Source organism: Nocardia mikamii NBRC 108933 (assembly GCF_001613505.1).
Lineage (GTDB): Bacteria > Actinomycetota > Actinomycetes > Mycobacteriales > Mycobacteriaceae > Nocardia > Nocardia mikamii.
Genome location: NZ_BDCM01000010.1, coordinates 118,808 through 131,771 on the forward strand (window position 1 = coordinate 118,808; position 12,964 = coordinate 131,771).

Here is a 12,964-nt window from a genome sequence, read left to right on the forward strand (position 1 = left end):
AACGTCACAGCACGCCGTGCCACCGCGGCACGAGCACGCCGCCGGCGGCCCGGCCACCCGGTCAGGAGGTGAGCTGCTTGACCAGTTCGGCGGCCGTACCCGCGCCCTCGAGCAACTTGCCGACGTGGGATTTCGTCCCGCGGCGCGGCTCCAGGGTGGGAATGCGGACCAGCGAGTCGCCGCCCAGGTCGAAGATCACCGAATCCCAGCTCGCCGCCGCGATATCGGCGCCGAAGCGGCGCAGGCATTCGCCCCGGAAATAGGCGCGGGTGTCGGTCGGCGGGTTGGTCATCGCGTCGGTGACCTGCTGTTCGGAGACCAGCCGCTCCATCGAACCGCGGGCCACCAGGCGGTTGTAGAGCCCCTTGTCCAGGCGCACATCGGAGTACTGCAGATCCATCAGATGCAGTTTCGGCGCCGCCCAGCCCAGGCCCTCGCGGCTACGCATACCCTCGAGCAGGCGCAGTTTGGCCGGCCAGTCGAGCAGGTGCGCGCAGTCCATGGGGTCGCGTTCGAGCAGGTCGAGCACATGCGCCCATTTCTCCAGCACATCGGTCACGCGGGCGTCGTCGGTGCCCTCGCGGTCGTGGAACTTCTCCACCCGGTCGAGGTAGATCCGTTGCAGCGCAAGGCCGGTCAGTTCGCGGCCGTCGACCAGCGCGACGGTGGCGCGCAGGCTGGGATCGTGGCTGATGGTGTGCACGGCGGTGACCGGACGCGCCAGCTGCAGATCCGACAGGTCCTCGCCGGCCTCGATCAGATCCAGTACCAGCGCGGTGGTGCCGACCTTGAGGTAGGTCGACCATTCCGCCAGGTTGGCGTCGCCGATGATCACGTGCAGCCGCCGGTACTTGTCGGCGTCGGCGTGCGGTTCGTCGCGGGTGTTGATGATGCCGCGCTTGAGGGTGGTCTCCAGACCCACCTCGACCTCGATGTAGTCCGAGCGCTGCGACAGCTGGAATCCGGCGTGGTCGCCGGACTGCCCGATGCCGACCCGGCCCGACCCGGTGACGACCTGCCGCGAGACGAAGAACGGCGTCAGGCCGACGATGATCTGGTTGAACGGCGTATCGCGGTTCATCAGATAGTTCTCGTGGGTGCCGTAGGAGGCGCCCTTGCCGTCGACGTTGTTCTTGTAGAGCTGCATGCGCGGCGCACCCGGCACACTGGAGGCATAGCGGGCGGCGGCCTCCATGACCCGCTCACCGGCCTTGTCCCAGATCACCGCGTCCAACGGGTCCACGACCTCGGGAGCCGAATACTCCGGGTGCGCGTGGTCGACGTAGAGGCGGGCACCGTTGGTGAGGATCATGTTCGCCGCGCCGACCTCGTCGGCGTCGATCACCGGCGCCGGCCCGTTGAGCCGGCCCAGGTCGAAGCCGCGCGCATCGCGCAGCGGCGACTCCACCTCGTAGTCCCAGCGCGTGCGCTTGGCCCGGGGTACGCCCTCGGCCGCCGCGTAGGCCAGCACCGCCTGGGTGGACGTGAGAATCGGGTTCGCCGAAGGTTCCGTCGGTGTCGAGATGCCGTACTCGACCTCGATTCCGATGATGCGCTGCATGGGTCGAGCCTAGGCGACGCGCGCGGCCCCCGGGGCCGCCCGGGTGCGGTGGCCCGTCACCGCGCCGCGCGCCGTCGCGAATTCAGTTGACCGCCAGCGGGTCCGGGGCCGCCGCCTGGGACCGCGCGACCAGGTCGGCGACGGTGGCGTCCCGGTCCAGCGGAACCCCCAGACTGCGTGCATTGCTCTCCAGCAGCCCGAGCACCGATTCGGTCACGATCGCCTCGATCTGCTCCGACCCCAGCGCCGAGGCGGTGTCGGCGCGCCAGCTGTTGACCACCCCGTCGACGAAGCCGACGATCCCGAAGGCCATCGGCCGGGCCCGCACGGGGTCGATGCCGACGCGCGCGGCGGCGGTGGCGAACAGATCCGCGAGCCGGGCGCCGATGCGGTCGCGTGCCCCGGCCAGCGCGAGCGACGAATCCCCTTGCGGGGCACTCGCCGCCAGGAATCGGTGCAGCTGCGGATGCGAGTCCACCCAGCCGACGTAGGTGCCGACCGCTCCGCGCACCGCGTCCTTGACGGTTCCGTCCGCCCGCAGCGTCGGAAGTAGTTGAGTCAGTAGCGATTCCAGGATGCGGCCGCGAATCTGCTCGTCGAGATCGGTCCGCCCGTCGAAATGGCGGTACACCACCGGACGCGGCAGGCCCAGCCGGTCGGCGATCTGCTGGACCGACACCTCGGCGCCGTTCTCCTCGATCACCGCGACCGCGGCCTCGATCACCTCGGCACGCCGCCGCTGCTTGTGCCCGTTCCAGCGGGTACTGCGACCGTCCACACCGGCCGCGCCGGACCGTTCCGCACGCCGCGGGGGCCGTTGTCCACCGGTTTCACTCACATGTCAACGATACTCATGCGGTATTGACCGATACACCCCGTCTCACTAACCTTGATGTTACAGCCTGTCTCGGTAATTCGATTCGTTTGGAGCGCAGTCATGGGCAACGACGCCACCCTGCTCCCGCGGGATACCTTCGCGCAGCGCCTGCTGCTCGGTTCGGTCCGCAAGTCCTACGACCCGGTGGTCGATCTGGACTGGGACGCACCACTGGATCCGGACAAGTTCTTCCTGCCGCCGGAGGTGGTCTCCCTTTACGGCACCGACCTGTGGGACGAGATGTCACCCGAGCAGCGGCGCGAGCTGTCGCGGCAGGAACTCGCGAACATCCTGTCGGTGGGGATCTGGTTCGAGAACATCCTGAACCGGCTGTTGTTGCGGGAGTTGATGAACAGCGACCCCACTTCGCACCGCTCGCACTACACGTTGACCGAGATGGGCGACGAATGCCGGCACATGACCATGTTCGGCAAGCTGATCGACCGTATCGACGCCCGGCCTTATTGGCCCAAAGCCCCCGCCCGGCTGGCGATCTCGTCGCTGCAACTGCTTCTGCACGGACCGATGGTGTGGGTGGGAGCGCTGGTGGGTGAGGAGATCTTCGACGCGCTGCAACGCCGCACGATCGACGATCCGCAGTTGCAGCCGGTGGTAGCGCGCACATTCCGTGTCCACGTCACCGAGGAGGCCCGCCACATCGGCTTCGCCCGCGACGCCCTCATCCGCCGCGTTCCGGTGATGTCGCGCGCGGAACGCGCCTATGTGCGGATGTGTGTCGCGGTGGCCGCTCCGTTGTTCGTCCGGCTGATCACCAACCGGCACATGTACATTCGGGCCGGCCTCGACGGGCGTACGGCGGTGCGCGCGGCGCTGGCCAATCCGCACGCGCATCGCATGCTCGCGGCCGGCGGCGCCGACCTGGGCGCGTTCCTGGACGAGAACGGGCTGCTCGGCCCGATCGGCAAGCGGCTCTGGCGGCGGCGGGGGTTGCTCGCATGAGGCCGGACCGGCACAGCGCGGGCGGCGTGGCCGTCGTCGCGACCCGGCCGTCGGCACCGGTCGTCGCGGCGACGCTGCGGCGCAACGGAATTCGCGACCTCACCGTCCTGGGCTCGACCGCGCTCGCGGCCGATCGGCCACCGTCCGCGGTGCACACCATGGAATTCGACGGCGCACACGACCGCTGGCGGCTGCGCGCGGACGACGGCACGACCACGGCGTCGGTGGTGATCCTGGCCGATGCCGACCTCGACGCGCACCGCATCACCGGGGTCGGCGCCGACCTGCACACGCTGCTGAGCGACGGCCGGGTGGCCCATCTCGGCTCGGCGATGCACGAGATGCCCAACCTGTTCTGGACGCACTCCCCCGCCGGCGCGCACTGGCCGCACTATCCGGTGCAGGCCCGCGCCGAATACGCCGCGCGCTGCGTCTCGGCGATGTGCCGGACCGGCGGTACCCGAATCCAGCTGCGACGCGCCGTGCAGCACGAATCGGCACGGCGCTGGGCCGCGAATCCCCGGTCCGGCCGGCGGCTGCCGAGACCGGATCGCCGTCACTTCGATACGACCGTCGCCGCCGAGCGGGTGCCCGCCTACGAGTACGCCGGTCCGGCGGTACTCGACGCGCCGGGCGCCGAACTCGCGGTGACGGTCGCGCTGAACGGGCATCCGGACCCGATCGACGGTCACTATCACTGGTACGGCCGTCTCAGCGCAGCGGAGGCGGATCTGCTGCCGGATCCGGGGCGCGGTGCGGTATCGCTGCGGATCCCCGGAGGCGAGCCCGCCGCGGGCCGGCTGCAGGAGCGCGACCCGTGGGGAAATCTGCGGATCGCCGGAATCGGACGGCCACCATTTCCCCTGGCGGACAACCGCACTCACTGACAACAGTGGTCAGCCCGGAATCTTGTCCAGGAATCCGTGCACGCGGGCGATGCGATCGCCGTCGAGAACGACCACATCGAAGCCCACGATCAGCGGTTCGGCGCCGGGATTCCCCAGCGTCCAGGTGAACCGCAGCTGGTCGTGGTGTCCGTCGACCGGCCCGAGGCCGAATCGCATACCGGCGAACTGTTCCCGGACGCCGGTGATCATCTCGTCGATCGCGGCGACTCCGGCGACGGCCGCGAGCGGATCGGTGTAGGTGGCATCCGGCCGGTACAGCTCGTCGAGCAGTGTGCGCCGGGCCGGGGCGCCGGCTTCGTTCCAGGTGTCGATGTAGCGCTGGGCGATGGCGTCGTAGGTGCTGGTGGTTTCGTTTTCGCTCATATGACGAGCATGTCGGAGAGCGGGCGCCGGGTCGATTACCCGTCGGGTAATGCCGCGGAGCACCGAAGTGGTTGCCGCGCAGCCGGTCTCGTTGTCCGGCCGCGCACCGGGTGGAGGTCTACAGCACCGACTTCAACGATTGTTCGTCCCGCGCGACGACGGCCCGGCCGTCGGGGGTGACCACGATCGGTCGCTGGATCAGCTTCGGATTGCTCGCCAGCGTCTCGAGCCACTGATCGCGGTCGGCCTCCGTCCGCGACCATCCCGCCATACCGAGCTCCTTGGCCTCCGGTTCCCCGGTGCGGGTGATGTCCCAGGGCTCCAGGCCGAGCTGGGCCAGGATCTCGCGCAGATCCGCCACGGTCGGCGGATCGTCGAGATATTGCCGCTCGATGTAGTCCACCCCGGCCTCGTCCAGCGCGGCTTTGGCCGCGCGGCTCTTGGAACAGCGAGGGTTGTGCCAGATCTGCGTTTGCCCGGAAGTCATAGCCGAAACCCTAGCGCGCCGACCTCCCCACGATGACGGAGCCAATTTGCCCTAAAGGCAAATTTTCCTGTCGTGCACTATTGAAGTGACTCGCACTTTCGCCGATACTGAGTTCATGACCACGGAGCCGGCCCTGGGGCTGCGGGAACGCAAAAAGCTCGATACGCGGCGCGCACTCAGCGATGCCGCACTCGAGCTGATGTTCGAACGCGGCCTGGACCAGGTGCTGCGAGAGGACATCGCCGCCCGCGCCGGGGTCTCGGTGCGGACGTTCACCAACTACTTCGCCAACAAATACGAGGCGCTGGCGTACCGGCACATCGACCGGATCCGCCGAGGGATCGAACTGTTGCGGGCACGGCCGGCCGGTGAGCCGCTGTGGGCCGCGATCACCGAGGCGATGCTGGAACCGTTGCGAGTCGACGGCCTCGATGCCGATCCGCCGCCGCGCGACCGGCTGGCCGAGGTCCGCAAACTCGTCGCCAGCCCTGAGGCGCAGGCAGCACTGACCCGTACCACTACCGACGCCTTCACCGAGGCGGTCGCCGAACGCACCGGCACCGATCCCGGCACGCTCTATCCACGGCTGGTCGCCGAAGCCGTGCTCGGCGCACTGGTGGCGGCGATCGAGGTCTACCCCCGGTGCGATCCTCCGGCCTCGATCACCGCGCTGACACGGCAGGCACTGGAACTGGTCGCCGCCGGCCTGCCCGAACCCAGCTGACTTCTCCGCCTTTCCCTCGAAACCGCTCATCCGACAAGGGGTTGATTTGTCATGTCCGAAAACACCTGTGCGGTACTGATTTCCGGTGCCGGACCGAACGGGCTGATGCTGGCCTGTGAACTCGCACTGGGCGGCGTCTGGGCGACCGTCCTGGAGGAGCTGCCCGCCCCCAGTACCGAACCCAAGGCCAACGGTCTCGTCGGACAGGTGGTGCGGCTGATGGATATGCGTGGCTTGTATCGCCCCGCCGCAGGTGACGATGCTCCCGCGATCCCGCCACCGCTTCCGCGCTACTCCTTCAGCGGGCTGCCGCTGGATCTGGCGGAATTCGCGGACAACCCGTTGTACGCCCTGCCGATTCCGCAACCGCGACTGGTCGCCCTGCTCGCCGCCCGCGCGCGGGAGCTGGGTGTGGCGGTCCGCTGGGGACATCGCCTGCACGATCTCGAAGCCCACCGCGACCATGTGGTCGCGGCCGTCGACGGTCCCGACGGCGAGTATCGAATCCGGGCCCGCTATCTGGTCGCCGCCGACGGCGGGAAGAGCGCAGTGCGCAAGCTGGCCGGGATCGATTTCCCTGGCTGCACGGTGACCGACCGCGTCACGCGATTCGGCCATGCCACCGTTCCGGACGGGCTGCGAACACTCGACGGCGGCATGGACATTCCCGGCGCGGGACGGTTCCATTTCGGACACAACCGCGTGGACAGAGGCATGTTCATCTTCGCCGAGCTGACTCCCGGGCGGCCGATGATCGGAGTGAGCGAATACGGCACCGACCATGTCCCGCCCGAGGACGAACCCATGACCTTCGCGGAGCTCCGCGAGAGCATCGAGCGAGTACTCGGAGCCGACGTGCCGATAACACCGCCGACCGGCGCCGGCCCACATGCGTTGCGGCGCACCGTCGGTCAGAACACCCGGCTGGCGGAGCGTTATCGCGAGGGCCGTGTGCTGCTTCTCGGAGATTCCGCGCACGTGCACTCCGCGATGGGTGGCCCGGGGCTGAACCTCGGCCTGCAGGATGCGGTCAACCTGGGGTGGAAACTGGCGGCGGAGGTCAACGGCTGGGCACCTGCCGGGCTGCTGGACACCTATGAGAGCGAACGCCACCCGGTGGCCGAGCGAGTGATGATGCACAGCCTGGCCCAAAGCGCGTTGATCGCACCGGGACCCGAAATCTCCGGATTACGCGACCTCTTCGCGGAACTGGTACGGATCCCCGCGGTCGCCGCCCACCTCGCCGGGCTACTGGCCGGGTCCGACACCCGTTACGACGTCGGCGACGACCATCCTGTGTCCGGACGGCTGGTCCCCGACTACTCGGTCGCCACGGAGGGCACTCGCGTGCGGGTCGCCGACCTGCTGCACACCGCACGGCCGGTGCTGATCGACGGTACGGGCGTAGCAGCCGCCGCGGCGGCGGGATGGCGGGCGCGTATCGAAATCGTCTCCGGCGCAATCACTCTCACGCCCTCGGACCGGGCCGTAGACACCGCGGCCCGACCCGGCATCGCGAGCGCGCCGGCGGCGATTCTGCTGCGCCCCGACGGATACGTCGCATGGGCCGCCGACGACGCGAGTGCCGATGGTCTGCATCGGGCGCTCACCCGCTGGTTCGGCGCGGCACCGGTGCTGTCGCACGCGCGGTGAGGTTGTGCGCCGAAATCACAGGTGCATCCACTCCGGCCAGATCCGCGACCACGGCCGCGTCGGGCCGGTGCAGTCGAAGATCGTGACATCGCGAGTGTTGCCGACGAAGCCGAGCCGGGTGTCGACCCTGCCGACCGGGGTGAGCGAGGTGCACCGGCCGCGCAGGTCCGCCTCGCCGCCGCCGACTATCAGGGCGGTCGCGGCACTGTCGGGCGGCGCGCCGAAGTAGCCGAAGCCGCGACTGGGGCTGTAGACAGGCGGCAGATCCGAGCGGCCGAGGTGGTCCAGGGCGCTCGCCTGCCAGTAGGTGTCGGTGATGACGACAGCGCGGTCCCGGCGCGCGGCGGGCAGCCCGCGATAGGCCGTCGTGACCGCCGCGGTGAGTTCCGGCCAGCCGAATTGTCCGTAGGTGCCGATCGCTATCGCCGCCGAGACATCGTCTCGGGGCGGCTCGACCGCCGCGGCCGGACGCCACGGCAGCGAGGTCACGATGGTGGCCACCGCCGCGACAGTCACGACCGCGGTCGCGGCACCGGCGATCCGGCGGCCGGCCGCCGACCGCGCTCGCATCCAGTGCACCAGCGCGACGGCACCGGCCGCGAGCACCACACCGTACATCCCGGCCGGGTAGTACACCCGGCCGCCGGTGACGAGGAAGACGAGGTCGACCAGAATCAGGGTGGCACCCAGAAAACGGTACGGCCGCAACGGCTTCCAGCGCAGCAGCGCGTACAGCCCGCCCAGCAGCACCGGGACGCCGAGAACGCCGGCCAGGATCAGCGAGATCGGCACGAACAGCAGGCGGCCGCCGATTATCGCCTGTTCGGATGCGATCTCGGCGCCCATCGCCAGTTGCGGCCAGCCGTGGCGCATCTGCCAGATCACCTGCGGCACCGCCGACAGCACCGTGACTCCGGCACCGGCCCACAGCAGCGGGCGGCGCAGCAACTCGCGCGGCCCGAAGACCGCGCAGCTCACGGCCAGCGCGATCCAGAAGAAGGGGATCAGCCATTTGACCTGCAGATCCACCGCCGTCACGAGGCCGGCGACCAGCAGCAGGGTGTCGCGGCGGGTCCGCACCCACCGCACCACCAGCCAGGTGATCAGCACCCACAGTGCGGTATCGACGGTATTGGTGGTCAGCATCGAGCCCTGCAGCAACAGGAACGGCGAGCACGCGTAGGCCAGCGCGGCCAGTGCCTGGGCGGAGCGGCCGCCGCCGAATTCGCGAGTGATCATGGCGCACAGCACGATCGCCGCGACCGTGATCAGCACCGCGGGGATGCGCAACGCCGGATAAGAGCCGGGGACGAGCGTGTCCATGATTCGGGCCAGCAGCGGCAGCATCGGGCCCTGATCGGCGTAACCCCAGCTGATCCGGCGGCCGGCGGCGAGGAAGTAGAGTTCGTCGCCGAAGTATCCGTACTTCGACGCCGCGAACAGCAGCGCCGCGCCGCCGAGGGCGGCGATCGGCGCCACCACGGGCCACGCGACCGGTGCACGAGCGGACGATTCGGTCGCACCCCGCGCGTCAGCCGATTCGGTCGCACCGCGCGCTCCGGTGTCGGACTCGTACACATCGGTCACCGGCACACTCCTGGAGCAGATTTCGTGGAGACGTCTGCGAACGTATCGGTTTCCGGCCGCGCGGGAGTCGCCCCGCAGACCGATCCGCTGTCCACCTCGAGAGGTATGCCGACCCCTCCTCGCGGCGGATCAGGGCCGCCAGGAACGGAATTCGATCAACTGGCCGGGCCGGGCCTGACCGAGCAGATCCACATCGTCATCGATCACCGTGCCCACCACGGGATAGCCCCCGGTGATCGGCCGGTCGGCCAGCAGCACCACCGGGCGCCCCGCGGGAGGCACCTGAATCGCCCCCAAAGCCATTCCCTCGGTAGGCAATTCGGCATCGTCGACCCGCCGCAGCGAAGGGGCGTCCCCGTGACGGTCCAGGCGCACACCGATCCGGTCGGTGTCGGTGGAGACCGCCCACGCGCCGGTGAACAGATCGGCGGGATTGTGGAACCAGTCCGCGCGCGGCCCGAGCCGGACCCGCACCCGCAACGTCCCCTGGGTGAGCGGCGCGACGGGAGCCATCTCGACCGTCGGCCAGCCGCGTGGCGGGGCGCCGACCGGCAGGGTGTCGCCCCGGCGCAGCGGTTCCGGACCCAACCCCGCCATGGTGTCGCGGCTGCGCGATCCGAGGACCGGCTCCACCGCGATCCCTCCGCGCACCGCCAGATAGCAGCGCAGACCCGCCTCCGCCATGCCGACCCGCACCCGCTGACCGGCCGCGACGAACAGCACCGAAGCCGGGGGTTCCGCCCGGACGCCGACGCTGATCGGTACCGGCGCGCCCGTGACACTCACGACCGCCGGAGCGTCGAATTCCACGCTCAGCCCGCCCAGCACGCATTCGATGGCCGCCGCCGATTCGGCATTGCCCACCAGGCGGTTCGCCAGCCGCAGCGCCCGCCGGTCCACCGCCCCGGAGACCCCGACCCCGGCATGGAACCAGCCCGGCCGCCCGAGATCCTGCACGGTGCTCAGCGCCCCCGGCTCGAGCACCCGCATCCGCGCCGCCGAGGACCTCACCGCTCCACCGCCTCGAACCGGACTCGGGTACCCGCGCGCAACAGCGCCGGTTCGGGCCGCGCCACATCCCACAGCACCAGGTCGGTGCGGCCGATGAGCTGCCAGCCCCCCGGCGAGCTGCGCGGATAGACGGCGCTGTATCCCCCCGCCAAGGCGACCGAACCCGCCGGGACCGCGGTCCGGGCCTGGGGGCGCCGCGGCACCGACAGTCCGGCATCGGGCGCGTGCAGATAGCCGAAGCCGGGCGCGAAACCGACGAAGGCGCACCGCCATTGCGCACCGGTGTGCAGCTCGACCAGTTCCCCGGGCGTGACACCCAGATGTTCGGCGGCGTCGGCGAGGTCTGGTCCGTCGTAGCACACCGGAACGGTCACCGTCTCCGCCTCGGCCACGGCGCCGCAATCGGCGTCCGATGCGAGATCCAGTGCGCGCACGCGTGATTCGATCGCCGCGGGGTCGATGCCGGGACACAATGTGAGCAGGACCGTCCGGGCGGCGGGCAGGAGATCGGCCACGCCGTCGATCGGCGCCCGCCGCAGGTGGTCGAGCAGCAGAGGCAGCGCGTCGGCGTCGGCCGGTTCGAGCAGCAGCGCGCGGTCGCCCGCGGGCCGCACGGTCACCGCGCTCATGTGAAACTCCGCAGTTCGACGCCCTTGTCCAGCAGCGACTGCCGAATCGAGCGCGCCATCCGGACGGCATCGGGCGAATCGCCGTGGACGCAGAGGCTGCGCACCTCGACCCGTACCGGCTCACCGGTCACGGTGTGCGCGTGCCCGTCCACGGCGATCGACACCGCCTGCCCCAGCGCCGCTTCCGCGGCCAGCACCGCACCGGCTCGCCCGCGCGGCACCAATCTGCCCTCGGGGGTATAGGCCCGGTCGGCGAAACCTTCCGCGTGGAACGGGATTCCGGCCGCCTCCGCCGCGCGTTCCAGTTCGGAATCGGCGGGTCCGAGCAGGCTCAACTCGTCGAAGACGAGCAGCGCCGCGACCACCGACTCGGCCACCGCGGGATCGGACGCAGCCGAGTGATACAGCGCGCCATGGGGTTTCACATAGCGCACCCGGTCACCGGCCGCCCGGGCGAAGCCGTCGAGCGCGCCGATCTGATAGATGGATTCCGCGGTCAGTTCGGCCGGGGGCACCGCCATCTCGCGGCGACCGAATCCGGCGAGGTCGCGATAGGAGATGTGCGCGCCGATCCGCACCCCGCGCGCGACCGCGAGATCACATGTGCGCCGCATGATCACCGGATCCCCGCCATGGAAGCCGCAGGCGACATTGGCGCTGGTCACGACGTCGAGCAGCGCTTCGTCGTCGCCCATCGTGTACGGACCGTACCCCTCCCCGAGATCGCTGTTCAGATCGATCACCACGGAGCATCACCTCACCTCGCCGTTGTCCTACCACCATCGTCCGCGCCCGTCGCCGATACGCCACCGCGGGCGCATTCTCCCGCACTCACCGCCTAGGCTGACGGGAATGGGTGAGGTCATCGCCGTCTACGACGGCCGCGGCAACGAGACCGGCAGTGCCGAACGCGAAGAGGTATATGCCGAAGGATTGTGGCATGCCAGTGCCGGCGTGCTGGTGCGATCGCTCGACGGGCGGCGCATCTACGTCCATCGACGCACCGATACGAAAACGGTGTTCGCCGGAATGCACGACTGCCTGGCCGGCGGCGTGCTCGCCCCCGGCGAGGATCCCGCCGCCGCGGCGGCCCGCGAGCTGGGCGAGGAGCTGGGAATCGTTGCCGCGCCGGGCGAACCGCGGCCGCTGGCCCAGGTGTCCTGGGACGGCAGCTGGGCGGGCCGCCCGATGCGGTGCCACTTGTTCGCCTACGAGATCCGCTCCGACGGGCCGATCACCGTACAGGCCGACGAGATCGCCGCGGGCTGGTGGTGGACCGACACCCAGCTGTGGGAGCACCTGAGCGATCCCGGCTGGCCGTTCGTCCCCGACACCCGAGTCCTGATCGAGCACCTGCTGCACCCACGGTGACACATCCACTGGGCCGCGACATCGGCCGCGACCGCCGGCCGCGGGCCCCGGCGTCCCCGAGATCAGTTCTCCCTTGTCTGTTTCACCAGCTTCTCGGCCAGGTAATGGCGCAGGAAAGTGGGCATGGCGGGAGCGAAGATCGCGAGGTAACTCTCGACCCATTCATAGCGCGTCTCGAGGAACGCGAGGTCGGTGGGGGTCATGCGGCGGACAGCGAGCAGGGGCAGCGGGGAGTCCAGAGCGGGGAAGTCCGGGTTGCGCAGTCCGGCCACGGTACAGCCCGGATAGAACTGGCCCAGCATCAGTCCTTGCCGTACGAACATGCTCTTCTGGCCGCGTTGGACGGCCTCGAGATCGTCGTATCGGGCGAGATCGGGAAAGACCGCGAGCAGCGCCTTGAGCCGGGAGTCGGGCTCTTCCTCGGGCGGCAGCAGGGGGAACAGGTCGTGCATGTCGTCGACGACCGCAGCGAGGAGGTCCTGGGAGATGTCACCGCCCTCGATGAACGCGGCCCAGAGGAATCGGCCGGCCACCGCGTGTTTGGTGTACGGGCAGACCGGCCCGGGGCGACCGAGGTCGGGATGGGGCTGACACAGGTAGTCCACAGTCCACTCGCGCAATCGCGCGGCGCCGGGATGCTCATCTGCGTGCGTGCCGGAGTCGGTGGGGAACAGTCTGGTCGGCTTCAGGCCGGAGCGTATGCCGATGAACTCGTCGGTGGCGTTCATGATGATCGAGTCCTGTGTGCCGGGATGTGGTCGAGATGGGTTGAGGCCGAACGCAAGCCGACGCCGGGCGCCACGTCGCGGGCGAACAGGTTCGCTGGTTCGGCG

14 protein-coding genes are annotated in these 12,964 nt (G+C 69.8%); 5 read left to right on the forward strand and 9 right to left on the reverse strand.

Translation table 11 applies throughout. The annotated features are described in order from the left end of the window. Nucleotides 1–61: 61 nt before the first annotated feature. Nucleotides 62–1,561 carry a depupylase/deamidase Dop gene (gene dop, locus NMI01S_RS13625; protein ID WP_030518124.1) on the reverse strand — a complete coding sequence of 500 codons (1,500 nt, stop codon included), beginning with the start codon at nt 1,559–1,561 and terminating at the stop codon, nt 62–64. Between the two features lie 82 nt (nt 1,562–1,643). Next, a complete protein-coding gene (locus NMI01S_RS13630) occupies nt 1,644–2,399 on the reverse strand; it encodes a TetR/AcrR family transcriptional regulator (protein WP_245716849.1) in 756 nt (251 codons plus the stop codon). A 99-nt stretch (nt 2,400–2,498) separates the two neighbouring features. On the opposite strand from NMI01S_RS13630, the gene NMI01S_RS13635 reads away from it, so the two are divergent. Both NMI01S_RS13635 and NMI01S_RS35875 read left to right on the forward strand, forming a co-directional pair. After that, entirely contained in the window at nt 2,499–3,398 is a 900-nt protein-coding gene (locus NMI01S_RS13635) for an AurF N-oxygenase family protein (RefSeq protein ID WP_062997189.1), read from the forward strand. Then, on the forward strand, nt 3,395–4,285 hold the full coding sequence (locus NMI01S_RS35875) for a DUF4873 domain-containing protein (RefSeq protein WP_245716850.1): 891 nt from the start codon (nt 3,395–3,397) through the stop codon (nt 4,283–4,285). Before NMI01S_RS13635 ends, NMI01S_RS35875 begins: the two co-directional genes overlap by 4 nt. A gap of 9 nt (nt 4,286–4,294) precedes the next feature. On the opposite strand, the gene NMI01S_RS13645 is transcribed toward NMI01S_RS35875, so the two are convergent. Continuing rightward, nucleotides 4,295–4,669 carry a nuclear transport factor 2 family protein gene (locus tag NMI01S_RS13645; RefSeq protein WP_062997191.1) on the reverse strand — a complete coding sequence of 125 codons (375 nt, stop codon included), beginning with the start codon at nt 4,667–4,669 and terminating at the stop codon, nt 4,295–4,297. A gap of 118 nt (nt 4,670–4,787) precedes the next feature. Beyond that, nucleotides 4,788–5,156, reverse strand: a complete 369-nt coding sequence (locus NMI01S_RS13650; protein WP_062997193.1) for an arsenate reductase family protein — start codon at nt 5,154–5,156, stop codon at nt 4,788–4,790. A gap of 115 nt (nt 5,157–5,271) precedes the next feature. On the opposite strand from NMI01S_RS13650, the gene NMI01S_RS13655 reads away from it, so the two are divergent. Both NMI01S_RS13655 and NMI01S_RS13660 read left to right on the forward strand, forming a co-directional pair. Then, nucleotides 5,272–5,880 carry an acyl-CoA-like ligand-binding transcription factor gene (locus NMI01S_RS13655; protein WP_157126169.1) on the forward strand — a complete coding sequence of 203 codons (609 nt, stop codon included), beginning with the start codon at nt 5,272–5,274 and terminating at the stop codon, nt 5,878–5,880. Between the two features lie 51 nt (nt 5,881–5,931). After that, nucleotides 5,932–7,533 (forward strand): FAD-dependent monooxygenase, encoded by a 1,602-nt coding sequence (locus NMI01S_RS13660; RefSeq protein WP_062997195.1) that lies wholly within the window; start codon nt 5,932–5,934, stop codon nt 7,531–7,533. A gap of 15 nt (nt 7,534–7,548) precedes the next feature. On the opposite strand, the gene NMI01S_RS13665 is transcribed toward NMI01S_RS13660, so the two are convergent. From NMI01S_RS13665 to NMI01S_RS13680, 4 genes are all read right to left on the reverse strand, one after another. Beyond that, entirely contained in the window at nt 7,549–9,120 is a 1,572-nt protein-coding gene (locus tag NMI01S_RS13665) for an ArnT family glycosyltransferase (RefSeq protein ID WP_245716851.1), read from the reverse strand. 129 nt (nt 9,121–9,249) lie between these two features. After that, a complete protein-coding gene (locus NMI01S_RS13670; protein WP_062997197.1) occupies nt 9,250–10,110 on the reverse strand; it encodes a 5-oxoprolinase subunit C family protein in 861 nt (286 codons plus the stop codon). A gap of 17 nt (nt 10,111–10,127) precedes the next feature. After that, the gene (locus NMI01S_RS13675) at nt 10,128–10,760 is read right to left on the reverse strand and encodes a 5-oxoprolinase subunit B family protein (RefSeq protein WP_062997199.1); all 633 of its coding nucleotides are present in this window, start codon (nt 10,758–10,760) and stop codon (nt 10,128–10,130) included. Continuing rightward, nucleotides 10,757–11,506: a LamB/YcsF family protein gene (locus NMI01S_RS13680; protein WP_062997201.1), complete on the reverse strand. Its 750-nt coding sequence runs from the start codon at nt 11,504–11,506 to the stop codon at nt 10,757–10,759. The genes NMI01S_RS13675 and NMI01S_RS13680 overlap by 4 nt, the downstream gene beginning before the upstream one ends. A 106-nt stretch (nt 11,507–11,612) precedes the next feature. Between NMI01S_RS13680 and NMI01S_RS13685 the strand changes: the two genes are divergently transcribed. Further along, nucleotides 11,613–12,131, forward strand: coding sequence for an NUDIX domain-containing protein (locus NMI01S_RS13685; protein ID WP_062997203.1), 519 nt, complete (start codon nt 11,613–11,615; stop codon nt 12,129–12,131). A gap of 62 nt (nt 12,132–12,193) precedes the next feature. Here the strand turns inward: NMI01S_RS13685 and NMI01S_RS13690 are convergent, their stop codons facing one another. Then, a complete protein-coding gene (locus NMI01S_RS13690) occupies nt 12,194–12,859 on the reverse strand; it encodes a DUF6875 domain-containing protein (RefSeq protein ID WP_062997205.1) in 666 nt (221 codons plus the stop codon). Nucleotides 12,860–12,964 lie beyond the last annotated feature (105 nt).